This window comes from Lacinutrix mariniflava (genome assembly GCF_001418015.1).
In the GTDB taxonomy this organism is placed as follows: domain Bacteria; phylum Bacteroidota; class Bacteroidia; order Flavobacteriales; family Flavobacteriaceae; genus Lacinutrix; species Lacinutrix mariniflava.
Window position 1 is genome coordinate 88,134 of the sequence record NZ_LIQG01000032.1, and the last position, 24,270, is coordinate 112,403.

A 24,270-nucleotide genomic window follows, 5' to 3' on the forward strand; every position below is an offset into this window, starting at 1 on the left:
AATTAGTTGGAGTGGTTTTTGGTAAAGATAATAAGTAATCTATTGATTGCAAGATTTAAACTAAAATTGAATTCCATTTCTCTTTAATTACCTGCCAACTAAACTGTTCTGCTTTTTTTCTCGCTTGGTATGTTAAGTCTATTATTGTCTGCTCATTCTTTGCTAGAGATAAAATCTCACTAACAAAAACATCTGCATTATTTGGAGGGACTAATAAGCCATCTTCGTTATTCTCTATTAAAAAAGGTAAGCCTCCAACATTTGTTGAAATAACAGGTAATCCTAAAGCCATCGCTTCAATTACGCTTACTGGCATGTTATCAAAATTGGTTGTATTTATAAAGACATTGTAATCTTTAGAACGTTCAATCCATTCTTTTTTCGATAATTTTCCAGTAAAATCAACTTTTACATTTAAAGATTTTGCGAATGCTTTGGCATCACTTAAACTACCATCGTTATCTGGACCAACCATTGTTAAGCTCGCCTCAAGACCTTTATCTTTAAGTGCTTTTAAAATAGAAACTGCTAATTTAGGGTTGTAAATATTTGAAAATGAACGCACCCAAAGTAATCTAACATCTACTATTGCTCTTTGCTTAAATGGATAGTTTTCTATGTCTATAGCATTAGCTATTATTATAATATTCTTATACCCAAAACTTTCGAAATTAGATTTTAAATATCCAGAAGGCGATACATTTATATATGCATTTTTAAAGATTGATTTACTAAGATTTGGGCTATACTTAAGACGATTAGGTAAATTACCTCCATGGAGAATTGGAATATATTTAAGTTTAAAAAAACGACATAATCCACTTGTTAAATAGGCATAATAAAAGTTTTGAGTACTATAAGTATCTATTAAAACATAATCTGCCCAATTTTTATTTTTAAGTATTGACCATAACATGTCTAACAACCTAAACACTTTATGCTCCTTGTTAGATACTGCTTTTACAGTATAACCTTCAGTAGAAAACGCGTTACCAAGCGTATCGATTGTTGTAGCCGTTTTACCTTTAGTTGATAATTTATTTCCTATGTAGAGGAGGTTTTTCATTGCAATTTGTACAATTTTAAATCACCTTCTCTATGAATAACCTCTAAAGGAAAGTCACGTTTAGTCACGATATAATTAATTTCTAAACTTTTTAAAACACTTAATTTTTCTTCAATTGTAGTGGCCTCAGCAAGTTTCGTTTGGTCTTTTTTCCATTGAATAAATTGAGAAGGATTACCTTCAATAATCATCGATGCGCCTTTAGAATCAAGAACTACAGATCGTTTTGAAGCTCCCCTAAAATGATGCCCTCCAAAAATTACTGCATTTTCATTTGTGTTTTCTAAGATATAGTTAGCCATTTTATCTATCGCTAATATCTTTGAGTTCTCCTGACCTCCTATACTTAAATTATTTGGTAATATAAGTCTTGACACGTCATCGCCAACAAATGGAATACCATTACATGATGGCGATTTACTAACGATTAAAATCAAAAAATATACTGAAAAAAGTGTCGGTAAAAAATACTGTTTATTGATTTTTGTGTTAATATACTCCAGGACATAAGCCAATGCAAAAAAGGAAGGGATGATTGCTACTTTTTGAGCTCTAATAAGCTGAAATGATAATCTTAAATTTAAATCAAGAATCGAGTTAATAAACGTCTCAACATAGACACTAACCGATGGTAAAATTATCAACAGTAATGTTAATGTGATTATTAATTTAGCACGCTTAAAGTGAGTTTTATCTTTTTTAGATATAAAAAAATAAGCTGCAATTGGAATTATATATAAGAGTGTTTTAAAATGTAACCAGTCTTTTAAATATAGTAATGGTTGCGTAAAAAACTGAGGTATCCTTGCATTAAACGCTTCATTAAAAGCATCCATATTATAATTAATACTACTTGAGGTTTTTCCAAAGTAGGTTAACACAAAAGGTAACATACCTAGTAATAAAGCCAAAATCACAAATAGTATGTTTTTTGTACTTACAAGGCCTTTCATTTTGAAAAAAACCACCATTAATATCAAGAAAACTACATATAACAAAACACCACCTAATCCAGTAATAGGATGAAAATTAAAAACCAAACCTATAAAAAACGAAGATAAAACAAGACCTTTAAAGCTTTTATTTAGCAATAAAAAGGGTACAGGAAATAAAGTAATATATAATGTTCGTGGCATCATTGCCCAAAGATCTGCAATACCCCAAATCTCGAATCCTGGCAACCACACAATACCTCTCACTAAAAACGAAACGAGTAATGCTATCCAAAATTTTGGAACAAATCGATACATTAAAAGAAACCATAGAACCCCAAATAATAGATGACAAACAGTATTCATTACGTTAACTGCTTGCACATAGTGTCCATTCGTAAATTTAGCTATAAACCTAAGCGATTGTACATAAAAAGGTGTGTAATATTTTACATTATTTATATCGTTTAAATATAAATCTTTTTTAAATAATTCTGGATTATCAAATTTTTGAGCGACAGGAATAATATTTTGAATATCTGAAGACAACTCACTATAATTAGCGTCTAAATTACCAATATAATAAGCAAAAGCTATAATTATGTTTAGTGCATAAACGATATAAAATTTCCGATTTATAGTTTTAAACATCTAGAGTCCTTTTGGCGCTTTCGTAATATCGTAATGTACAGCTTGTAATAATAATTGAAAACCAATAATAATAGTTAAAGTCACTAACATAATGGTTCCTGTAGGTGCAAATAATGCTTGACTAGAATAAAACCACCAAGTATAGATACCGTATATTAAACCAAATAAAAACAAAGGCGTACCTATTAAAATATAGATTGACGACATATTAAAATCGTAAACAAAATAGGATTTAAACAGCCTATTAAAAAATGTTTTTACCAGTTTTGGAAAAAAAACAAATGGCATTTTCCAAACATTCATACTTGATTTTTCATCACCATAAATTGCTGGCATTGGCACATCTTTTATCACAGCATCTTGAAAATATAACTGTGAAATTAAAGATGTTTCAAAATAATAACGATTAGAAATTTCTTCAAAATCCAAGCGCTTTAATGTTTCTATTTTTATAGCAAAAAAACCATTGGTAGGATCAAAATTATTCCAATAACCAGTAGCTGCTTTAGTAAGAAAAGACAACCCTAAATTCCCTATTTTTCTAGTAAAAGGCATTTTTTTTAATGCTTTAAAATCTCTAAAACGATTACCCTTAGCATAGCTAGCTTCTCCATTTATTAAAGGATTAATAAGCGCTTTAATATAAGTTGTATCCATTTGGTCGTCTGCATCTACTTTAACCACAATATCCATCTTATCTTCTATAGCCTTAGAGAATCCTGTTTTTGTTGCACCTCCAACTCCTAAATTACTAATGTTTTTTATATACACCACATTTAAGAATCTAGACAAGACTTCTTTAGGTAGTACTTCTGGGCTACAATCGTCCACAATGTAAACTTTAGTTACCAAAGCAGGTAGTTTACTTAAAACGCTCTCAATGTGTTTAGCTGCATTATAATACGGTATTACAACTGCTATTTTATTTTCGTTTTGCATTATTAAAATAATATCGTGGGACTATAAGTAAAATAGTTATGAGTATAAAATATCCTAAGATAGTAAATACAGAACGGTAAAGGTACAAATGCTCTCCAAAATACAAGGTCACCAACATGGCAAATACAAGTCCGTTAAGCACCATTTTTAAGGAACTCATTTTTCCAAATTTAAGATATAAAAAGGAAGTCAGCCATTTTAAATATAAAAATAAACCAACCAAACCTACTTCGTTTATTAAACTCAAATAGATGTTATGAGCAGAAGACCCTATAAGCAATCTATTGTTTACACCTATTCCAAAAGGAATTACGTAAGGATTTCTTGCAATATAATCAAGGTACATCAATACAATCCTATCTCTACCTGCACCAAGATCTTGATAAAGCTGTTCTACATCAACGTTTGCACTCGCTGGATTAAAAGCTTCCGGATTACTTACCTTATTAATAACTCTATTTTCAATTGTGGTTACAATCGTATCTATAAGTTCTAAATTAAAAAAGAAAGCAACAATTACCGCTAAAGAGAGCAATATTGATAGAGCTATAAATTTTCTTGTTTTCATTATAAAAAGGTAACAGAGAAAAATAAGTAATGCTAAATAGGTTGTTCTAGAACCAGAAATTCCGATAATAGCTAGACTCATTAACATAGCCACTATTATTAAAATCTTATTCACTTTTATTTGGCTTTGCATAAATAAACCTATAGCGTAAACCAAGCTAATAAACATGGTCATGCCTAAACATATTTTGTTTGGACCTAAAGTTCCAGACAAGAAACCACCATAAGCTTCTTCGTAAACAGAGTTCCATAGAAAAGGAACATACCCATAATGCTGGATAAACACAAGAACAGATTCTAATATTGTAAATATTAGGACTAAATGTGCTACTAATTTATAGCGCTTTTTATCTCGCAAATACATAGCCATTAATACTCCTGTATAAAAGAATGCGAGCATGTGATAATAGTATAATAGCGATTTAATAAACCACAATGGTCTTCCCATAAAAACACTAAATAACAACGTAAAAATTAAAGTAACAGCACACCACATTACAAAATTATTCATCGTATTTAAATACGTTTTAGAACGTATAAAAAATAACACTATAGGTTTATTTATATAGATAATGTAAAGTATTACAAGTCCAGCGATATCGAACAAACGAAACTCATTATCACCTTGAACGCTATACTTTAAAACCGGCAAATTATAAAAATAAGACACAACCATTAATAACAAAGCCACTCTTACGTATACGGGCTTGAATATTAATGCTAGACGCTTATTTAAGTAATCGGTATTTGTCATTTAATTTAGAATACGCTTATAATCGGCAACAAGTACTTTCGCTATTGCTTCTACTGAAAAATTTACTAATACGTGAGATTTCAAATGCTCTCCTTTGCATTTAGCCTTTTCCATATTGCTAATATAATTTATTAAAGCTTGAGTTACCGATGATGCACTTTCCGACGGAATTAACTGTCCTAAAGTTTCATTAGCAATCACCAAATTACAATTCCCAACATTTGTTGCTATCGCAGGTAAACTAGCTAATCCATATTCTAATAAAGCAATTGGTAAACCTTCAGATTTCGAAGATAAAACAGCAATATCTGCTTGACTTAGTATGTTAGAAACATCAGACTTACTTCCATAAAAAAAGACATTTTGCTCTAATTGCAATGTTTTTATTTCTTGCTTTATAGCTATCGAATAGTCATCATTAAAATCCTTACCTACACAATGCAAAGTCCATTTTGGAAATTGTTTCTTTACCTCACTAAATCCTTTAAGTAAAGTAAAATGGTCTTTCTGTGCTCTTAAATTTGCTAAATGAACAATGCGATTATTTAGAAGTCCTTTTAACTCTGTTTTTCCTTCATTTACATTTTCTATTGCAAAATTTGGAAGGTAACTTACATTTTTACAATTTAGATTTATAATTGCCCAATCTTGTAATTCTTTATTTACACTATAAATTTTAGAAAAATACTTGGAGCATTTTTTCAACATCTTATAAGAACGTCCCTCTAAAAACGCACTGTTCCCATAATGATCGTGCCAAACAATTTTAACTTTTTTATTTAACTTTTTTATTATTGTTGCAAGAAAAAATGATGTAGAATGTGCATGAATAATACTAATATCATTACGTTTAACGAAACTATTTATTCTCTTTATAGCTTTAAAATCTATTGTTTTCTTTTTATCTAAAAAAAGGTAATTAACACGAGTGTCTATACTTTCTTTTAACAAACCTTCTTCACGCGTAGCACACAAGTAAGATACTTCTACTTTAGAGACTAAAGCATTAGCTATATTTACAGCTACGCGCTCTGCTCCTCCTGTTTGTAAAGAATCTATTAGTTGTAAAACTTTCATTTATACTTTTAATAATTTACATATTTCATTTTCGAATACATCTAAAGTGTAGTTTTGAGACCATTGCAATGCCGCCTCAGATTGTAATTGTAAAGTTTCTCTACTTTCTAAAGCCGTAATTATTTTATTAGTTGCAGACCGTAAATCTGGTTCTATTAAAATACCTCTAGTGCCATAATCTAACATAAAAGGGACACAAGAAATTTTAGTAACCACAGGTATGCAACCAAAAAACATGGCTTCTGCAATCGCCTTTGGCCAACCTTCAGATTGAGATGGTAATATAGAAAAATGAGCCGTTTTTAAAGCTTTTTTTACTACTTCCTTTTTTTGATTACCATGAATTTTTATAATATGTTCTATCTTTTTTTCTGAAACATATTGCATTAACTCCTCTTTTAAAATACCATCACCAAATAGCTCAAGACTAACATTAAATCCTTTTAGTGTTAAGTCTTCTATAATTTGAATCGCTAGTAAAGGCCTTTTCCCAATCACTAAACTACCTATAAATACAAATTCTAACTTCGATCTATAATCACGTTTATTTACTTTTTCAATTTCAGAACTTCTATAAGTCGCTGTAAAAAATGGTTTAATATTCTTAGTTTGATTATCCCAATCTCCATAAACCAAAACCTGCATGTTTTTAGTTAAAGTTGTATTGCTTAATATCCATTTCTGTATACGATAACTTAGAGGTTGTTTAGAAGCTGGATCCCAATTACCGGCATACTTTGCGGTTTTTGTTTTCTCCGGAAAAAATAGTTGCACAAAACAGCCTAATAAACCTATATTTCCAGGGCATCTTAAATGAATGTGGTCTGCCCAAAACATCCCTCTAAATAGTTTAAAGATTATTACTGGTGTTAAAATAAAACTAATGAACGCAGAAAGTACACTCGAAAAATTTAAGCTAGGAATAGAATCAACAATTGGTTGTTTTTTAAAGGATATTGTTAATAGTGGTTGATTATACTTGGTTGGCGAAATTATTTTAAAATCTTGAACATAATCACTCCAAATATCCATTTCTCTAACATAAGGCGCATACGCCTTATAGCAATTATCTTCTAGTAATGTTGGAGCATTTGTTACAACTAAAAACTTCATTATATATAGTCTTTAGAGCTATTGTAATTAATAATTTCACAAGGAACACCAACGACTACCGCATTGTCTTCTATAGATTTAGTTACTAAAGAATTAGCCGCAATAACACAATTATCGCCTATTGTTATTGGTCCAGCAACGACTGCATTAACTCCTATATAAACGTTATTTCCAATAGTTGGAACACCTCGTTTTTCTCCTCTTCCACTTATGCCAATAGTCACACCTTGAGAAATATTACAATTGTCTCCAATTTTTACTTTTGAATTAATAATAATGTTTCCAAAATGTCCGATATAAAAACGCTCTCCAATATCTACAGCATATGGAATGCTAATACCAGTAATGATTTCAATCCATTTTTGATTGATTACTGCAAAGCCTAATAAAATTGTCTTTAAAGGTTTTAGCAAAGAACTCTTATATATTTTATTAGAAATTCTATATACTGTTAAAGCCCATAAGCCTTGCTGAGTGCATAGTAAAATCAATGAAGACTTATTACCACTATATTTTTTATATTTTATGAAATCGGACTTTAAACTCAAAACAGTTATACTTCTTTAGGTTTGTTAAAGATAAGGGAAAACCATCCAATAGTACGACCAATGGATTCAGTTAGCGCTTCTTTTCGTTCGTTAGTAGTTATTACATTTGTAAACCGAATACAAGTTAATAAAAATGCAGTGGCATGCCATTTAAACCGGGCTTTAAATGTAGGATTAGCATACTTAACACGCCAAACATACCAACCATTTCTAACGACCATTTTACCATAATTGTATTGGTTTGGTCGTCCAGAACCATCATGATAATGGCACAATTGCGCATTCGTGTTTATATACAATTTTCCAATTTTGGCTAAACGTAATGAAAAATCGGCATCTTCATACAGGCCATAACCTTCAAAATAAGTAGAAAAACTTATGGTTTTAAATACTGAAGCTTTATAAGAAGAAACACCTCCCATCAGTTGCTCTACCTCATAAATTTTACGTGATGGCGGTAAAAAACCAATAGAACGACCATGAGAAAATGTAGGTAAAAAACCAGGAGCTGTATCAGGTTGTAAACCAAATACTTTACGGAGTTTAAAACGTGAGGATTCTGTACGTTGCCAACCATCGCAATAGAATTTAGAACTATCATTACTAGATTCAGTTTTCTCCCATTGTGCTTCATTTGTTATATAACCACCAACGGCTAAAGCTTCTGGAAAAGTAGTATAGGTTTCTATTAATTTTTCAAAATATTTAGGATCTAAGACGGTATCGTCATCTAGAAAACAAATAATTTCTGATGTTTTAGCAGCTTTGCTTATTCCGAAATTACGTTGCTTTGTAAGCCCTCTATTTGTTTCATCTACTTTAAAATAATCTAAATTATCAAAAATATTCTCACTTAAAACAGATTCCGTTTTAGCATCTGTAGAACCATCAATAATTAAAATTTGGTTTGGATAAAGTGTTTGTTTATTTACAGACTTTAACAACGTCAACAAAGGTTGCGAACGCATATATGTGCATATTATTAATGAAAATGATTTAGGCATTTGCTTTCCTTTTATTAATAAAATCATCATGAATAGCAATAAAATACTGATGTCGTTTAAGTGTGCTTTCCCATAATAATCTATTATTTTTTTGAAGCTTAAAAAACTGACCTTCGTCTTTAGAATTATGGAATTTTAAAATGGTTTCAGCCATTTTATTAATTTCCTTTTCTTCAATAATAACACAATGTTTCGTCCAATCTATAGTATCACTTAATGGCAACCTACAATCGGTATTTAATAAAACAGGAATGCGTCCCATGGCTAAAGTTTCATAAAAACGCACAGAAAAATTACCAACACCTCGACTGCAAAAAGTATACGCATTAGCATACATATTGTTGTAAAACTCTAAAGTAGTTTCCGCTTTTGCTTTCTCTGTCGTTATTCCTGCTCTATAATTATCTCTAAAAATAAAATTGGTGTTTAAGCCATCGGCTTTAGACAGTATATTTAGGTAATTTATACGGTTTACACTTGACGGATAAAAACTTTGTTTGTCTGCTAAATCTTTTCTGTATTCTCTTTTAAAATGACTAAATAATTCTTTACCATACTTAGCTAGACCTGACTTTGCATGACCTACAAAACCAATACTTGGTTGTTTTTCTTTATTTAGTGCTAAAAAATCTTTTTTTAACGTCTCATAAGGATCATTAATAAATGAAGGAACAATAAAAGTAGAATCACTTAATTCACTATCAAAACCTCCTAGTCTAAAAGTAGAACTGTTAGGTATATAATTAGTAAAACCAAAATCACCAGAACTATAAATCCATAGCAGTTTGTTATTACTTTTTGCTTCAGCTAATAGGTTTTTAAAGGCCTCTTTATGTTTATAAAAAGAAGTATAATCTATTGGAAGAATTACAATATCTGAAGCTTCTGCACTATCTACCAAATTAAAATGCTGTTTCAACTTAACAGTCTTTAGAAAATGGATGTCGAACAACAACGGAAATACTTCGCGACGATGTGTTTCGGTTAAAAATTGTGTATCTGTATATATCTTAAGCATTATTTTTTTTCTTTAACTCGTTACTCCAAAACACACTTTGGTTCCATTGTTTAGCAAACTGACTCTTAAATAAAAATGGTTTCTTATAACCAAAAGCCTTAAACTGTTTTAAAAACAATAATAATTGATAACCTTGTAATTGTCTTTTTGTATAATAGGTTTGATACAGTAATTGTATTGTTGGCGATGGTTTTGGTTGTATAACCTCATCTTGCCAAAGCTGTTTTATTTTTGTTCTGTAACCTCCAAAAGGCGCTTTTAAATGCGTTATTTTAAGATTTGGAATAAAAACAACATCTTCTCCTTTGTGTCTTAATTGCATTCCAAACTCTGAATCTTCACCAAAACCAAACTCGTAAGCTGTATTAAACTGTAAGTTCTTTAAAGCACTAGATTTTACAAGACTTGAACCAGAACCAAAAATAGTGGTTTGATGCATCTTAAAATAGGTTTGTTTTTGATGTGGCTGTAAACATAGATAATTTAAAACCGAGATTCCATTTTTTTTAATAACACTTAAAGAAGCTTCAAAAAAATCAGTATCAAATCGTATATCATCATCTGCTAAAAACGCCCATTCACTTTCAATTTTAGCCAATGCGATATTTCTAGCATTACAAACACCTGCTTGTTTTGTAAACTCGTGTTTAATAATAAATGGCCAAGTTTCAGTAATTAAATAATCTAACTCAGAAACAGAATTTGGTTGTGGATTTTGCTCCACAATAATTACATTTTTTGGCAAATGTGTTTGCTTAGCCAAATCTTTTAAAACGTCGTATAAGTATTTTTTTCTTCCTATGGTGGGAATAATAACATCTATACTTCCTTCTTTAATTTGCGCTTTTGTAGATTGTATTGTTATTGTTTCCAAATCAACACATTGCCTTAACTGTTTATAAAACAAACTTTTAATTAAACTAAAAACAGCTGTTTTTTTCTCATAAATAGCATAACACCAAGCCATAAAAAATACCCAAACCCATTTGTAGTGTTGTTTTACAAACTTAAATAGTTCGTGTTTTGAGGCTTGCAATTCTTGAATATCTCTAACAGATTGCGTTGTTAGCAATCTTGGATCTGAATAACAAAACAAACCTTCTGTTATATTCTGTTTTGCTAAAGACGTTAAAAAATAATCGAAACTTACCTTATAATTTAAACTTGTATTTAGCGCTTGTAAAACCTGTGAATGTATACCGCCAACATAACTACTCATTAGCCAAGTTGGAAAAACAACCTCCTTTTTAGTTTTAAAAAAAAATGAGCGTTCTACATAACCCAATTGTTTTTGAAAATAATAAGAATCTGTTGGATTAAAGCTTGCTAAAATACGTTTATGATGAAAAATCTTAGAAAACGAATCTGTTTTTAAATGTGGTACTAAAGCGTTGTAACACCATACTAATAAGCCATCAAAATCACTATTAACAACATTTTGTATGGTTGTAGTAATGTTTTGACCAAGCGTAACCGTTTGAATTGGCTTTAGTGTTTTATCTAAAACCGAAGTAACCTTAAAACCATTATGTACTAAAATCAACATTTAATCTGTAATGGTTTTAAATGGTGTGTTTCCAACAATAGCAGCGTATTTACTAAAACTACTATGATACATTTTACCTACTTTTAAAAAATAAACAGTATCACTTTCTGAAAGCATAAAGAAATCTAATAATGTTTTTAAGTGGCCTTCTAACGAAGCATTAGTATCGAAATTATCCATATGAAACGGATTACCTTCTACAAGACAAATAGGTTCTTTCTCTTTTATTGTGTTTAAAAACTTAATACTATCTGAAAAGCCATAACATTTTGTGTCATTATTTCGCAAAATTGATTGTATTTTTTTCTGTAACTGAAGTATTAGAGCTTCTTTTTCATCCTTAGGTAGCACTAACGCTGTGGTATCTTTAAAATCTCCCATTAAAGTTGTAAATCGTGTATGAAATGCAATATATTTATCGTTCTCAACACCTTTTAAACTTGACTCTAATAAGTCTGTTTTTTTAAACAACGCATTAAAACTTGTTCTCCATTTAGATTCTAAATCTGTTGCAGTTATTTCTGGATGAATTTTATTTAAATAATCGATATTGGCATACACCAAAAAAGTATCGGCTTTAGACTCTTTTATCAGCGTTAACGGATTTACATTAAAATTATTAATAACGTAAACTAACTTTGTGCTTTTAGAATTATAAGTTACATCTTCGTCTTTTATTTGCCACTGTACTTTATTAGGCTCTAAAAAAGTATCTAGTGCAAACGGATTATTAAACTGAATAAAAAAATCATAATCCAACACTTTTGCAATTTCATAAAAAGACACAATACCTTTTAATCTATCTACCAGTCCTCCATGAGGTATTTGTCCATTAAAACAGATAATAATGCGTTTTTTATCAAAACGTTTATTACTTTTTTGCTTAGCATGAAAACGTAACAATTTTAATTGTTTCACTTTCTTACCTGCCCTTTTCTTAATGCTTTTTAAAATACTCAACGTTTATTGTTTATCTATTATTTGCGTATAATATGCTATATTTTTATCGGCTTGTTTATCAATATTAAAATCGTTTTCAACTTTTAACCGTGCTGCTTTTCCTATACTTTTACACAAGGCTTTATCATTTAAAAGCAGATTGATTTTTTCTGCATACAACTCTATATTTTTCGGATGCACCAAATAACCATTTACACCATTATCTATTAACTCTTGTGCCCAACCAATATTTGTATTTACAACAGGTTTTTGTAACGCCATAGATTCTATGGTAACCATGCCCAAAGTTTCTGCAAACGATGGAAAGACACAAATATGTGCTTGTTCTATTTGTGTTTTTACTTCGGTATAAGGTATTTTACCAATATAACTTACTTTGTTTTTTGCTGTTTTAGAAAATAAACCTTCCATTAACTTGTAAGTAGATGTACTTCCTGTTTTAATATCAGGCGCATCTGCTCCTATTAATATTAATTTAGCTTCCGGATTAGCTTCTACTACTTTATTAAAAATTTCAGCTAATTCTAAAACACCTTTTTTTCTAATAATTGTACCAATATAAAGAATGGTATTGGCATTATATTGCTCTACCGTTTTATTAATAAAATGCTCTAATTGTAAACCATAATGTATAGTTTTAATTTTATTTTTATCTAAACCAAAAATCTTTTGTGTTTCTAAACCTGCAAATGTTGTTGGAGCAATATAAGCTACTGCTCTTTTTAAGGCCTTTTTCTCGAATACAAAGTTTTTAAATTTTTGTTTTCTTTTATCTAATTTACAGAAGTATGCATCACTTCCATGAAACCTAATAACTAAAGGAACTTTAAACCTAATAAAGGCAGTAATCCCTGTCCAATCGGGTGCTTCCAGTAAATCAATACTATTATTTTTCACAACAGTATTAATATAATATTGCAAGTGTTTTCTGTATAAATACCACCCAAATACTCGATACGTTCTCTTTTGTATTAAATGTATAGTAACACCTTGATCTTCTATAATTACATTTTTATTTTGATGGTAAACAAACACAGTAACCTGTACACCTTTTTTCACTAAAGTAATTGCTAAATTTTTTACGCTAGTCGCGATACCCGCAGCATGTAATACTTTTGGGTGTGGATATTCTGATGTTATTAAACCTATGTGCATGTTAATTTACGGCATCGCCATTTAGTTTTAGTATAATACGTTTTCCTAAATTCATAAAAGGTTTTTCAACCAAAGTAAATGTAGCATATGAAATAATAACAGTAAAAAACAAAACGATTAAGAATCTAATTAATAAATTTATCAAGGAGTCTACTTGCGTAGTTATTTCAAAATAATCTACTAAATTATATTTTTTTAACCAAAACAAAACCGCAAAGTGTACCAAATATGCACTATAACTTATTTTCCCTATAAATTGAGTTATTTTATTTACAAAAAATAGAAAAGGATATTTAGCTATAAAACAAATAAAGATTAAAAAAAACACACTAATTAATATGTGCCCAGGAATGTACTGTTTCAATAAAAACTGACTTAAAAACATCAAGCTAATTAATATAATATTTAATGTAGATAATGTTTTTTGTTTTTCAATAACAATATAATAAGCAATCATTCCTAAACCGAAAACAGGAAGTTGACTAGGGAAAAATAGGAATAAAAATTCTTCCCATAATCTTGAAGATGAAATTAATGGATTCCCAACTAAAAAGAATTTAATAAGAAACAAAAAGAGAAGGCTTAATATTGTAAAGTTTAAAGCCGAACTTAATGATTTTATTCTAAGCATGAGAATAGGAAACAAGGCGTAAAAAAACATTTCTACGGTTATAGACCAACCGCCAGGAACTAGGCTTGTTATCCAATATGGGTTAACACCATGCACAAATAAAATATTTGCCAAAATATTACTGAATGTTATTTCTGACACATCAGCTAACCAATATCTTGGACCTAGACCATTTTGAAAAATATAATATACTATTCCTAAATAATACATTGGAGCTATTCTAAAAAAGCGACGAATAAAAAAATTCCTAGTAGCTTGTTTTTCTTTACCTTTTCTATAATTATATGATAATAGTAAAGTAAAAGCGCTTGCCATATAAAAAAGTTGAACACCTCTTGCTCCTTGACCTAAAACTAATCCTATTGTACTATTATATAAACTTTTACCATATTGCGAGGTATGCACTATAATCACCATAATTATTGCAATTCCTCTTAATGCATCTATGTATTTTAGTTTCATCTATAAAATAGTAAGTACTAAAGTCTCTCAAGACTAATTTCGATACACTTAGGTTGCCCGTTTAAAAAACCTCCTGCAGGATTAATGTTTAAGTGTACCATTTTAAAATTACTACTACAATCCTTTAAGAAATTCAAAACCAATTCGTGTTTTTCATCTAAATCATGAAACTCGAAAACCATAGCTTTAAACGCTTTTTGGTTATTTACTATTTCATCGATAAGATCATACTCACCTCCTTCTATATCTAATTTTAAAAGTATGTTTTTTTCTATCTTAAAATTTGTTTTCAATAAACTAAAAATAGACTGCTCTTTATTTAACCATAATTTTAAATGCGTACAACGTTCTGTTCTCACCAAATAATTAAATAATAGGGCATTAAAAATATATCTTATTTTATCTCTTTTCTTGAAAAATAGTCTTGCAAAACCTTTGATTAAAAGTTTAGATCCTGAAATAGTAGGATCCACCATTACTATTTTAATATTTGGATTAAAACGAAACGCATCGTATTCAAACTCTAGGTTTGAAGAAATACCGCCACTAAACAATACTTCTGCATTTTTAAGTGTTTTTGGTTTTAAAAAGTAGCCGCCATCTTCAATACTTCCAAATCTAAATAAATCTTGATCTTCAACTAGAAAATCATTTTTCAATTTTTGATAATAATCAACTGTATTGTTTTTCATTTAATTATTATTTTAAAATTCTATACACATTATAACCTCCTATATTTACCTCTAAACCAATTTTATTGTTTTTTACAAACTCTAAAACCTTCACATTCTCTTTAGCTGTCTTATTTGGTCTCATTTTATTGTAAACTCTTGAAACTAGATAATTAGATTTATTAAAAGAATTATCTAGTTTATACAAATGAATGTTTCCAATAAAATAATTATCTGTAAAAATATTAAAATTATCAATAGCCTTCTTCGTATTCTCTGTCAAGTAAATTGAACTTTCATTTTTCGAATTAATATAGTTATAAACAGACATTACATCATTTTCTTTATAAGAAATATAAGAAAGGTAAGTAGAAAATAATATTACAGAAAACGTAATACTAACTCCTCTAATATTAATTTGTGATTTCCTGACTAAAAAACTTAAAGAAGAAGTTAATAGTAATATAAAAGGTATAATTAAATACAGATATAACCTATCTGATAACGGGTAAAAATGAAAAATATTTAGCACTAAGTGTACAAGAAATATACAAAAACATAATATAATTTCATTTTTAAATTCAATTTCTTCTTTTTTTAATAATTGATAAAAAAATGTATTAAAACTTAGCAAGAATAAAAGTATTGCTAAAATTATATTCATTGAATAGAAGTAAGACCAAAACCCATGTAACTGAAAAAACCAATATTTAAAAAATGAAGAATCGAATGGCATAAATGAACCAGACCAATACAATCTCATATACTCTTTAAGGTCTGAAGCTCCCGGCTGAGACATAAACCATACAAAGTAAAAAACATAAGGAAATAAACTTAAAATTAACAAATAATTCATCTTTAAGAATACCATGATTCTATTTGGTAAACTTTTTAAAGATTTATAAAACTGCGAAATGAATATAAATAATAACAATCCTACACAAGCGAATATTGCCACATTAGACAGAAAGCTCCATATTAAAAAAAAAAATGGTGCTGCTTTTTTGAATTTGTTTGATTTGAAATATGTAATCAATACTACAATTCCAAATAAATCAAAAGGATATTGTTTTAAGGATAACGAATGATATATTACATATGGATTGAATAATAATATTGTAAAAGGAACTAAAAGAATAATGTTGTATGCTTTTTTTTTATAAACTTAAGAAACACAATCACTACTAAAATTGAAATAAAAAATGAAACAAGTTTAAAACCAATCCAATTTGGAATAGGCAAATTGCTAATAAACTTTTGAAGCCATAAGAATAAAGGAGGAGCGCTTTGTCCTCTACTCATAGGTTGTAATAATTGACTGTAATTTAATTCTTTTATATTGAGACCTAAGGAAATTTCATCTCCATTAAAAGAAGGAATTAAGAATTGATAATAAAACCTATATAAAACACCTGCAAAACATAGAATATAAAAAACTATTCTGTTTTTCATGAAAATTTATATTTAAGAATACAATAAATGGCTCTAAAACCATCTTTCCAGCCAATTTTTTTACCTTCTTCATAAGTTCTTCCATAATAAGAAATTCCGACTTCATACACTCTAATATTCTTTATTCTGGCTATCTTCGCAGTTACTTCTGGTTCAAAACCAAATCTTTTCTCTTTTAAATTTAATGATTGTATAATTTTAGTATTAAATAATTTATAACACGTCTCCATATCTGTTAAATTTAAATTCGTCATTAAATTAGATAAAAAAGTTAAAAACTTATTTCCTAATGTGTGCCAAAAAAACAAAACTCTATGTGGTTTCCCTCCCATAAACCTAGTGCCATATACTACATCAGCAAAACCATCTAAAACAGGCTTCAATAAAATATTATATTCTTCTGGATCGTATTCTAAATCGGCATCTTGGATTATTAAATAGTCTCCTGTTGCTTTTTTTATCCCAGAATGTAAAGCAGCTCCTTTACCCTTATTTTTCTCGTGCTCGTAGTATTTTATATCTAATTCCTTATTTGATTCAATATATTTTTTTACAGATGCATTCGTATTATCCGTTGAACAGTCATTAACAATAATAACCTCCTTTTTAATGTTATTGAGTAATTTTACCTGTTTAATTTTATTGAGAATTAGATGAATTGTATTTCCTTCATTAAAAACAGGGACTACTATTGTTAGTTTTTTAATTTCCATATCGATTAGGTAAATCCTATTATTTTATTAGTAAATTATTGATAGCGGTCCAAATGTTTTGAGATGCTTGTGTTGGTGTTTTACCAGCCACAATTTCAAACCATTTTAAACCTTCATTCACATTAGAAACTTCACCATCTAATATATTTTTCACTATTCTTTCCAAATCCTTTTTACCTGTGCAAAACACAGCAGCTTCTTGGCTTGGCATAGATCTAAAATGAACGTATTTATAATTCTGTCCAATATCACGAATACCTTTTTTAAGTTGTGGCTGTTCGTAATTATAGTAAATACATGGTTTTTTATGAGCCACAAAATCGAAAACGGTAGAGGAGCATACATTGGTTACAAACTCGCTATGTTCGCACACATTATATAATAGTTTAAAATCTTCTTTTGCTGGTAATATTTGATTCCATTGGTTGCCAACAGGTTTCCAAATTGGGTCTATTACTTCAATAATATCTTTATTCGCTTCAATTACCGCTTGGTATCTCTTGGTGAAATCTACAGGACATTTACGGTAAATAATGGCTAAATTTTCTCCTTTTCTATTTAAACTTCGCACGGCATGTGCCAAATCTTCTAAATAATATTGGTCTAAAGGCGATGTGGTTTCATCGTCTCCAGAATAACAGATATACTTTTTATTGACATCTAAATTATATTCTTTAAAAAAAACATCTCGAGATTGCTTTAAACTGTCATCAAAATGCGGTTCGAACTGTGGTGTTCCAGTAACTATAACTTGATTTTCTTTTACAAATGGATAGTATTTAAGCATTTCTGCTTTCATTAAATCACTCCACACAAAATAATAATCGGTTTCAACCACTTGCATGGCTTTGGGTACATTATCCCAAGAATAAACAAAAGCGACTGTTGGTATACCTAAATCTTTAGCCGCTAATAATGCGCTAATAGATTGTGTAGCACGTTGCGTTGTACAAAAAACAAGATCTGGCTTATGCTGTTCTAGCTGTGCTTTACAATATTTGTATTTTGATGTTGATCGCTCTAGAGCATTGATTTTATCTCTAAGTTTTACGATTCCTTTTTCTGAAGAATGTAAACCGACAAGACATTTTGTATATATTGTTTTAAAACCATTTTTCAAGCCTTTATAACTAAACGGAAACTTATAAGTAGAATAAACTGCGTCATTAAATTTGTCTCGCGATACATTTAATTCGGCTCGTTTTCTTGCTCTTGTATATACAGGTAATAATTTGTGAGCGGCATGATCTTCAATCTTAACTTCATTAAAACCAAGATTATCTTTTAAAGAAAAAACGGTATTATTCCAATAGGTAATATCGAAATCCATTTCTTCTCCAATTTTTTTAAAATTGGTAAATGCGAAGTTTCTCAAGCCTACGCCATCCGGAAAAAAAACGAATACTTTTTTAGACATTTTTTTCTTCTTTTTTAAAAGGACAAACCTCCATTAATCCATTGCACAAAGCTTCTATTGCTTCCTGTTTTGGCAAACTAGGTTTTTTGTCTATTCGCATTTGTAAATCTTCTATTGTACTATTTTTAGCTAATAAAGAAGAACCATAAGGCTCTATTGCTACAGATTCAAAATAATCTTGATATTTTATATCGTCTCCAAACACATTGTTAGAAAACTTTTGCCATACCGCAGGAATACCGTAAGCATGTGCTACAATTATACCATGTAATGAAGATGAAACAATCGCTTCGCATTTTAAAAACTGATTTGTTGTTGCTTCAATATCGTTAGTCATTAAATCTATAATTAGCACCTTTTCATGCCTTCCAAATTTTTCTGTTATAAAATCGAAATCTTTATAATGTGGTATAATTCCTAAAGTATATTCTTTTTTAATTTCAGGCTTATAATAACGTGGTAATAATAACGCTGGATCTCCATAAACTTCTGGCACATGATAACCTTGTTTAATTAAATGCAGCCTCGTTTGCGGTCCACGAACGGCTAAAAATGTTGCTTCTTTTATTTCATAATCTTTAGAAATAATTCCTGATCCCCAAACCATACAATTAGTTGTCACATTTGTTAATATGCTTCCTATTGTGACAAAAATTGGACTAAAAAAATTGGAAATCGCGAATTTTGAAGGATTAGCCCAAATCACCTTTTTACCAGAGATTTTTTCAACCAAATATTGTCCTAAAAGATCACCATAATTTTCTTTGGTTTTACCTTGTAGTTTTTTTTCGTTCCACCAGAACAATCGCAACGATTGGCTTGAAAGCATACTATCCTTTTTGATTTTTAAGCTTGTCGCGTTGTACTTGCTCGATTGGCAAAATATCTTGGCTTTTAAAAGCTAAAGCACTATGTACTGCTCTTAAATCTCTAGAGAGCTTACGTAATCCCATAGGTTCTAAAGAAGCCGCGTGATCTGTACCTTTCCAGGTTCTATCTATTGTGTAATGACGCTCTATAATATTAGCACCTAAAGTGTACGCTGCTACATCTACTGCAATACCTAAATGGTGACCAGAAAAACCAATGTGTTTTACCTCATCTTTATACTTCTCAATTAACAAATTAATATCTAATAAACAGACATCGTTAAATGGTACAGGATAACCAGAAGTACAATTATAAAGCACTAAATCTTTATTTCTATTGTGCTTTTTAAACAAATTGACTAAATCTTCAATTTCGTCTTTAGTTGTCATTCCTGTAGAAATATGAAGTTCTCCTTTATAGTTCTCACACAACCATTCTAACATGGCGACGTTATTATTACAAGCTGATGGTATTTTTATAAATTCTGGATTAAGTGATGCTATTTCCTTTGCAGACGTTACATCCCAAACTGAAGTAGAATAGGTAATCCCAATTTCTTCACAATACCCTTTTAATTCTTGGTGCTGCTTGACATCGAACTCTAAATACTCTCTATGTGCACCATAAGTATCGCCATAAGAATTTATAGGATTTGGATGAGGATCGTTATACTGTGCTTCGGTTAATAATTCTTTATTATTACGTTTCTGAAACTTTACAGCATCTACGTTACAAAAAATTTTAGCCACTTTAATTAGCTCCTTTGCCAATTCCATTTCGCCTTTATGGTTACAACCAATCTCTGCAATAACATATGGCTTTTTATAGGTATTCATATATCTTAAAATCTTTTATTATAATTCATTATAAATTGGCACGCTTCTCTAATCGCTCCAGCTCCTGATGGTTTAGACAACACAACATCTGCATGTTGTTTTACACTATCTGTGGCATTGTTTGGTGCTATAGACCATCCAACACTACATATATTTGTTAAATCGTTTACATCGTCTCCAATGTAAGCGAAATTATTAATCGATAAATTATCTTCTTTTATTATATTTTGAAGTAAGCTGTACTTGTCTTTTACACCTAAATACACGTTTTCAATTTTAAGTTTCTGCATGCGCTTGGCAACCAACTCAGAATTTTCTGAAGTCATAACCAATACTTTAACATTAAACTGTCTTAAAATCTCTAATCCCATACCATCTCGCATATCAAAACCTTTAGTATGTTCTCCATCTTTAGTGAATGTTACTGTTCCATCTGTAAACACACCATCGACATCTAAAACAACATGTGTAATTTTGGCCGCTTGCTTTGCTCTTTTTTGACGTTCGATTAATAATTGCTCTACAGCAACCCAATCGGTTTCGGTATCTATTTCTAATAGTGAATCTTCAGGCATTTTAACAACAGCTGTTTTTTCTCCTATTCTATTTTTATGTTTTTTAAGTGCTGCTTTTGTGGTGGTATAAACGGCACCGTTTTCTATTAATAAGCCATCAAAATCTTGACGTCTAGGGCGACTATGCGGATTATAATTTAAAGCTTCTCCATTGTCGTTCCATAAAAAACGATGTGTATTTACCACTGTTAAAGCAGAATCGTAATCGCCATTTACTTTTTCTAAACAAGCATTTATATTTTCACGTTTTGTAAAAGGAGAGGTTGCTTGCAATAAGCAGAATACCTCAAAGTTATAATCTATAGACTCGCAATACTCTAACATTGCCATTTCTGTAGATGCAGTATCGCTGGCGCTTTCAGCACTACGTAATTGTGCTTTAACTTTAGTAGTCCATTGGTATTCTTTACCTATAAAATCTATAATATCTTCATCGTCTGTATAAACAATAACCTCATCTAATTCCGAAAAAATGGCTTCTCCTAAAACCCACGTAAACAAAGGTCTTCCAACCATTTTACGTTTGTTTTTATTAGGAATACCTTTAGACCCTTTACGCAGTGGAATAAATCCTATTTTTTTCATTTAGCTGAAAGTGTTGGTTTTTTGAATAACAGCTGCTAAAATACATTTTTTAGCGATGAAACAACTAAAAATTAGGACAAAAGGTATTTTTAACTACTTTTGATTAAAACATTTATTAACAACTGACTAAATATAAATAACATATGTCCATTAAAATACAAAAGCAACAAGAGTCAAATATTAAATTAGACTATATTGATGCTTTAAGAGGTGTAGCAATACTTATGGTTGTATTAATCCATACATCTCAATCATTTAGTCAATTACCATATTATATCACTTTTTTCACCCAATACGGAAGAATGGGTGTACAGTTATTTTTCATTCTATCATCTATAACCTTATGCATGTCATTAGATAGAAGTAATAAAAACAAAGACAATATTTATTCCTTTTACATTAAACGTTTCTTTAGAGTTGCTCCATTATATTACTTTGGTATTCTATTTTATTCTATTTTTTATAGCTTTATGCATTATATTAAAAAAGGTTCATTTGCATTAGGAAATGAATTCTCATTTAGTAATATACTATATAACTTAACCTTTACACATGGATTTATACCATATGAAAGCAGAAATATAGTACCCGGAGGATGGTCGATTGCTACAGAAATGTCATTCTATTTGATATTTCCTTTATTATATATTTTATTAAGCTCAAATAATAAGTATTTAAGGTACTTTTATTTAATATTAATTCTACTCGCCTCATTTATGCTTATTTATTTGATGATCTACATAATAGATCTTGAATATTCGTTTATTTATCATAACCTTTTTAACATGCTACCAGTATTTCTTATTGGTATAATTTACCACAGAACTTTAAAAAGAAAAAAAACTTTAGTTTTATTTAAGAACAAAAAAGAATGTTTAGCTCTATTCCTTTCTTCTTTTTTAATGTCAATACTACATTTCAATTATTTTTTTCACTTAACCTTGACTCCCTTTTTATGTGGAATAACATTTATAATGCTTATCGAGTTATTTAAGCACTATAAATTTTTGAACATTTTGCCACTTATTAGAATTGGAAGAGTTTCTTATTCGGTATATTTATTTCATTTTATTTTTGCAAGTCAGTTTTCTAATTTGGTATATATTAATTTGAGAGACGTATTAAATTATAAAATCATATTTGTTGTTTGTCTTTTCTTAACAATTTCAATCACCTATTATCTGGCAATACTTACAGAAAGACTAATAGAAAAACCAGGTATTATTTTAGGCAAAAAAATAAACAATCGTCTATTTAAAAATATTAATTTATCTAATGAGCAACGTTAGTATTTTCAACTATAGAACTACGCCACAACATTCGTGGTAATATTTCTAAACAAAATTAAGGGAACAATGAAAATCAGGAAAAATAAAAATCCTACAAACTAAAATATTTTTTTTCAATAAACTACTCAAATGAGCACTATCGAAATAAGTCAAAAAATAAAGAGATTGTTTTAGAAGAAAACGGAAACGGTTATTGGCTATGGAAACAATATTTTATAAAAAAACTTTAGACAATATAGAATGGAATGATTCTCTAGATTTACTAAAAGATTCCTATTTTATTAATACATTCTAAATTTCTTATAGGATCTTACTCTAGTAATATATCTCGTTTTTTAGTACTCCAAAGAGATAGCATTAATTGTTACAGCATGGATTATGAGTAGCAACCAAAATTAGTTGTTTTTATACCAACTGTGTAATTTCGAAACACCTTCTTTTAAAACCACTGTATATTTCCAACCTAGGCCATTTATTTTAGAGCAATCTGTTAATTTTTTTTGTGTACCATCTGGTTTTGTATCATCAAAACTAAAATCGCCTTTATAACCAACAACCTCTTTAATTAATAAAGCTAAATCTTTAATAGAAATATCTTCTCCTGTTCCAATATTAATGTGTGTATTTCTGACTTCTTTTGGGTTATTAATACAGTCCTTAAAATTAATACTTTCCATAACAAACACACAAGCTTCAGCCATGTCTTCAGACCATAAAAACTCACGCATTGGCTTACCACTTCCCCAAATACCAACTGATGTTTTTGTAATCTTGTAGTCCTTTAATATTGCTTCAGCTTCAGCGAAATTAGATACTTTTAAATCTTTTATTATTTCGGCATCATTACCTTCAGCATATAACTTTGCTAAATGGATTTTACGCAGTAAAGCAGGTAAAACATGAGAGGTTTTTAAATTAAAGTTATCGCCAGGACCATATAAATTAGTTGGCATTACAGATATAAAGTTAGTGCCGTATTGTAGGTTATAACTTTCGCACATTTTTATACCTGCTATTTTTGCTATAGCATAAGGCTCATTTGTGTACTCTAAAACATCCGTTAATAAATAGTCTTCTTTTATGGGTTGCGGACAGGATTTTGGATAAATACAAGTACTTCCTAAAAAGAGTAATTTCTTTACTTTATGCACATGACTTAAGTGAATAACGTGATTCTGAATCATTAAATTCTCGTATATAAAATCACCTCTACGTGTTGTATTGTCTAAAATACCTCCAACTTTTGCCGCTGCTAAAAACACATACTCAGGTTGTTCTGCTTTAAAAAAAGTATCAACCGCATTAAAATCTAACAAGTTAACGTCTTGACGTGTTTTGGTTATTAAATTGGTATAACCACTAGCTTTAAGCGTTTTTACTATTGCGCTTCCTACCAACCCATTATGTCCTGCTACAAATATTTTAGAGTCTAATTGCAT

Annotated in this window: 23 protein-coding genes; 1 reads left to right on the top strand and 22 read right to left on the bottom strand. The window is 29.6% G+C overall.

Annotation, left to right across the window (positions count from 1 at the left end):
- Positions 1 to 55 precede the first annotated feature (55 nt).
- From ASC44_RS16415 to ASC44_RS16515, 21 genes are all read right to left on the bottom strand, one after another.
- The gene (locus ASC44_RS16415) at positions 56 to 1,066 is read right to left on the bottom strand and encodes a glycosyltransferase family 4 protein (protein WP_055448705.1); all 1,011 of its coding nucleotides are present in this window, start codon (positions 1,064 to 1,066) and stop codon (positions 56 to 58) included.
- Positions 1,063 to 2,649 carry a hypothetical protein gene (locus ASC44_RS16420; RefSeq protein WP_055448706.1) on the bottom strand — a complete coding sequence of 529 codons (1,587 nt, stop codon included), beginning with the start codon at positions 2,647 to 2,649 and terminating at the stop codon, positions 1,063 to 1,065. Before ASC44_RS16420 ends, ASC44_RS16415 begins: the two co-directional genes overlap by 4 nt.
- Positions 2,650 to 3,588, bottom strand: coding sequence for a glycosyltransferase family 2 protein (locus ASC44_RS16425; protein WP_055448707.1), 939 nt, complete (start codon positions 3,586 to 3,588; stop codon positions 2,650 to 2,652).
- Entirely contained in the window at positions 3,572 to 4,909 is a 1,338-nt protein-coding gene (locus ASC44_RS16430) for an O-antigen ligase family protein (RefSeq protein WP_055448708.1), read from the bottom strand. Before ASC44_RS16430 ends, ASC44_RS16425 begins: the two co-directional genes overlap by 17 nt.
- A complete protein-coding gene (locus tag ASC44_RS16435) occupies positions 4,910 to 5,986 on the bottom strand; it encodes a glycosyltransferase (RefSeq protein WP_055448709.1) in 1,077 nt (358 codons plus the stop codon). It lies immediately after the preceding gene.
- Positions 5,987 to 7,099: a glycosyltransferase family 4 protein gene (locus ASC44_RS16440; RefSeq protein WP_055448710.1), complete on the bottom strand. Its 1,113-nt coding sequence runs from the start codon at positions 7,097 to 7,099 to the stop codon at positions 5,987 to 5,989.
- Entirely contained in the window at positions 7,099 to 7,512 is a 414-nt protein-coding gene (locus tag ASC44_RS16445; protein WP_241491447.1) for a serine O-acetyltransferase, read from the bottom strand. Before ASC44_RS16445 ends, ASC44_RS16440 begins: the two co-directional genes overlap by 1 nt.
- A 140-nt stretch (positions 7,513 to 7,652) precedes the next feature.
- Entirely contained in the window at positions 7,653 to 8,681 is a 1,029-nt protein-coding gene (locus tag ASC44_RS16450; protein WP_275044231.1) for a glycosyltransferase family 2 protein, read from the bottom strand.
- Positions 8,644 to 9,669 (bottom strand): exostosin domain-containing protein, encoded by a 1,026-nt coding sequence (locus ASC44_RS16455; protein ID WP_055448712.1) that lies wholly within the window; start codon positions 9,667 to 9,669, stop codon positions 8,644 to 8,646. The genes ASC44_RS16450 and ASC44_RS16455 overlap by 38 nt, the downstream gene beginning before the upstream one ends.
- A complete protein-coding gene (locus ASC44_RS16460) occupies positions 9,662 to 11,215 on the bottom strand; it encodes a glycosyltransferase family 2 protein (RefSeq protein WP_055448713.1) in 1,554 nt (517 codons plus the stop codon). Before ASC44_RS16460 ends, ASC44_RS16455 begins: the two co-directional genes overlap by 8 nt.
- Complete coding sequence (locus ASC44_RS16465; protein ID WP_055448714.1) at positions 11,216 to 12,133, bottom strand: hypothetical protein; 918 nt, start codon at positions 12,131 to 12,133, stop codon at positions 11,216 to 11,218.
- Between the two features lie 45 nt (positions 12,134 to 12,178).
- Positions 12,179 to 13,330 carry a glycosyltransferase family 4 protein gene (locus ASC44_RS16470; RefSeq protein WP_055448715.1) on the bottom strand — a complete coding sequence of 384 codons (1,152 nt, stop codon included), beginning with the start codon at positions 13,328 to 13,330 and terminating at the stop codon, positions 12,179 to 12,181.
- Position 13,331: 1 nt separating this feature from the next.
- Positions 13,332 to 14,423: an acyltransferase family protein gene (locus ASC44_RS16475; protein ID WP_055448716.1), complete on the bottom strand. Its 1,092-nt coding sequence runs from the start codon at positions 14,421 to 14,423 to the stop codon at positions 13,332 to 13,334.
- Between the two features lie 17 nt (positions 14,424 to 14,440).
- Positions 14,441 to 15,115: an FkbM family methyltransferase gene (locus tag ASC44_RS16480; RefSeq protein ID WP_055448717.1), complete on the bottom strand. Its 675-nt coding sequence runs from the start codon at positions 15,113 to 15,115 to the stop codon at positions 14,441 to 14,443.
- A gap of 7 nt (positions 15,116 to 15,122) precedes the next feature.
- Positions 15,123 to 15,950 carry a hypothetical protein gene (locus ASC44_RS16485; protein WP_152973362.1) on the bottom strand — a complete coding sequence of 276 codons (828 nt, stop codon included), beginning with the start codon at positions 15,948 to 15,950 and terminating at the stop codon, positions 15,123 to 15,125.
- Between the two features lie 272 nt (positions 15,951 to 16,222).
- Positions 16,223 to 16,546, bottom strand: a complete 324-nt coding sequence (locus ASC44_RS16490; protein WP_055448719.1) for a hypothetical protein — start codon at positions 16,544 to 16,546, stop codon at positions 16,223 to 16,225.
- A complete protein-coding gene (locus ASC44_RS16495; protein WP_055448720.1) occupies positions 16,543 to 17,259 on the bottom strand; it encodes a glycosyltransferase family 2 protein in 717 nt (238 codons plus the stop codon). Before ASC44_RS16495 ends, ASC44_RS16490 begins: the two co-directional genes overlap by 4 nt.
- Positions 17,260 to 17,278: 19 nt before the next feature.
- The gene (locus tag ASC44_RS16500; protein WP_055448721.1) at positions 17,279 to 18,676 is read right to left on the bottom strand and encodes a glycosyltransferase family 28 protein; all 1,398 of its coding nucleotides are present in this window, start codon (positions 18,674 to 18,676) and stop codon (positions 17,279 to 17,281) included.
- The gene (locus tag ASC44_RS16505; protein WP_055448722.1) at positions 18,669 to 19,505 is read right to left on the bottom strand and encodes a polysaccharide pyruvyl transferase family protein; all 837 of its coding nucleotides are present in this window, start codon (positions 19,503 to 19,505) and stop codon (positions 18,669 to 18,671) included. The genes ASC44_RS16500 and ASC44_RS16505 overlap by 8 nt, the downstream gene beginning before the upstream one ends.
- Before the next feature lies 1 nt (position 19,506).
- Positions 19,507 to 20,382 carry an N-acetylneuraminate synthase family protein gene (locus ASC44_RS16510; protein ID WP_055448723.1) on the bottom strand — a complete coding sequence of 292 codons (876 nt, stop codon included), beginning with the start codon at positions 20,380 to 20,382 and terminating at the stop codon, positions 19,507 to 19,509.
- Between the two features lie 5 nt (positions 20,383 to 20,387).
- Entirely contained in the window at positions 20,388 to 21,542 is a 1,155-nt protein-coding gene (locus tag ASC44_RS16515) for an acylneuraminate cytidylyltransferase (RefSeq protein WP_055448724.1), read from the bottom strand.
- Positions 21,543 to 21,685: 143 nt separating this feature from the next.
- Between ASC44_RS16515 and ASC44_RS16520 the strand changes: the two genes are divergently transcribed.
- Entirely contained in the window at positions 21,686 to 22,831 is a 1,146-nt protein-coding gene (locus ASC44_RS16520; RefSeq protein WP_083476333.1) for an acyltransferase family protein, read from the top strand.
- 395 nt (positions 22,832 to 23,226) lie between these two features.
- Here the strand turns inward: ASC44_RS16520 and ASC44_RS16525 are convergent, their stop codons facing one another.
- Positions 23,227 to 24,270, bottom strand: coding sequence for a GDP-L-fucose synthase family protein (locus ASC44_RS16525; protein ID WP_055448726.1), 1,044 nt, complete (start codon positions 24,268 to 24,270; stop codon positions 23,227 to 23,229).

Bases quoted from the DNA above. Each gene is read 5' to 3' on its own strand.
- ASC44_RS16440 (WP_055448710.1), bottom strand. From the start codon at position 7,099: ATGAAGTTTTTAGTTGTAACAAATGCTCCAACATTACTAGAAGATAAT.
- ASC44_RS16505 (WP_055448722.1), bottom strand. From the start codon at position 19,505: ATGCTTTCAAGCCAATCGTTGCGATTGTTCTGGTGGAACGAAAAAAAA.
- ASC44_RS16500 (WP_055448721.1), bottom strand. From the start codon at position 18,676: ATGTCTAAAAAAGTATTCGTTTTTTTTCCGGATGGCGTAGGCTTGAGA.
- ASC44_RS16435 (WP_055448709.1), bottom strand. From the start codon at position 5,986: ATGAAAGTTTTACAACTAATAGATTCTTTACAAACAGGAGGAGCAGAG.
- ASC44_RS16470 (WP_055448715.1), bottom strand. From the start codon at position 13,330: ATGCACATAGGTTTAATAACATCAGAATATCCACACCCAAAAGTATTA.
- ASC44_RS16425 (WP_055448707.1), bottom strand. From the start codon at position 3,588: ATGCAAAACGAAAATAAAATAGCAGTTGTAATACCGTATTATAATGCA.
- ASC44_RS16510 (WP_055448723.1), bottom strand. From the start codon at position 20,382: ATGAATACCTATAAAAAGCCATATGTTATTGCAGAGATTGGTTGTAAC.
- ASC44_RS16495 (WP_055448720.1), bottom strand. From the start codon at position 17,259: ATGGAAATTAAAAAACTAACAATAGTAGTCCCTGTTTTTAATGAAGGA.
- ASC44_RS16525 (WP_055448726.1), bottom strand. From the start codon at position 24,270: ATGCAATTAGACTCTAAAATATTTGTAGCAGGACATAATGGGTTGGTA.
- ASC44_RS16460 (WP_055448713.1), bottom strand. From the start codon at position 11,215: ATGTTGATTTTAGTACATAATGGTTTTAAGGTTACTTCGGTTTTAGAT.
- ASC44_RS16415 (WP_055448705.1), bottom strand. From the start codon at position 1,066: ATGAAAAACCTCCTCTACATAGGAAATAAATTATCAACTAAAGGTAAA.
- ASC44_RS16485 (WP_152973362.1), bottom strand. From the start codon at position 15,950: ATGAATTATTTGTTAATTTTAAGTTTATTTCCTTATGTTTTTTACTTT.
- ASC44_RS16475 (WP_055448716.1), bottom strand. From the start codon at position 14,423: ATGAAACTAAAATACATAGATGCATTAAGAGGAATTGCAATAATTATG.
- ASC44_RS16430 (WP_055448708.1), bottom strand. From the start codon at position 4,909: ATGACAAATACCGATTACTTAAATAAGCGTCTAGCATTAATATTCAAG.
- ASC44_RS16515 (WP_055448724.1), bottom strand. From the start codon at position 21,542: ATGAAAAAAATAGGATTTATTCCACTGCGTAAAGGGTCTAAAGGTATT.
- ASC44_RS16420 (WP_055448706.1), bottom strand. From the start codon at position 2,649: ATGTTTAAAACTATAAATCGGAAATTTTATATCGTTTATGCACTAAAC.
- ASC44_RS16520 (WP_083476333.1), top strand. From the start codon at position 21,686: ATGTCCATTAAAATACAAAAGCAACAAGAGTCAAATATTAAATTAGAC.
- ASC44_RS16455 (WP_055448712.1), bottom strand. From the start codon at position 9,669: ATGCTTAAGATATATACAGATACACAATTTTTAACCGAAACACATCGT.
- ASC44_RS16480 (WP_055448717.1), bottom strand. From the start codon at position 15,115: ATGAAAAACAATACAGTTGATTATTATCAAAAATTGAAAAATGATTTT.
- ASC44_RS16450 (WP_275044231.1), bottom strand. From the start codon at position 8,681: ATGATGATTTTATTAATAAAAGGAAAGCAAATGCCTAAATCATTTTCA.
- ASC44_RS16490 (WP_055448719.1), bottom strand. From the start codon at position 16,546: ATGAAAAACAGAATAGTTTTTTATATTCTATGTTTTGCAGGTGTTTTA.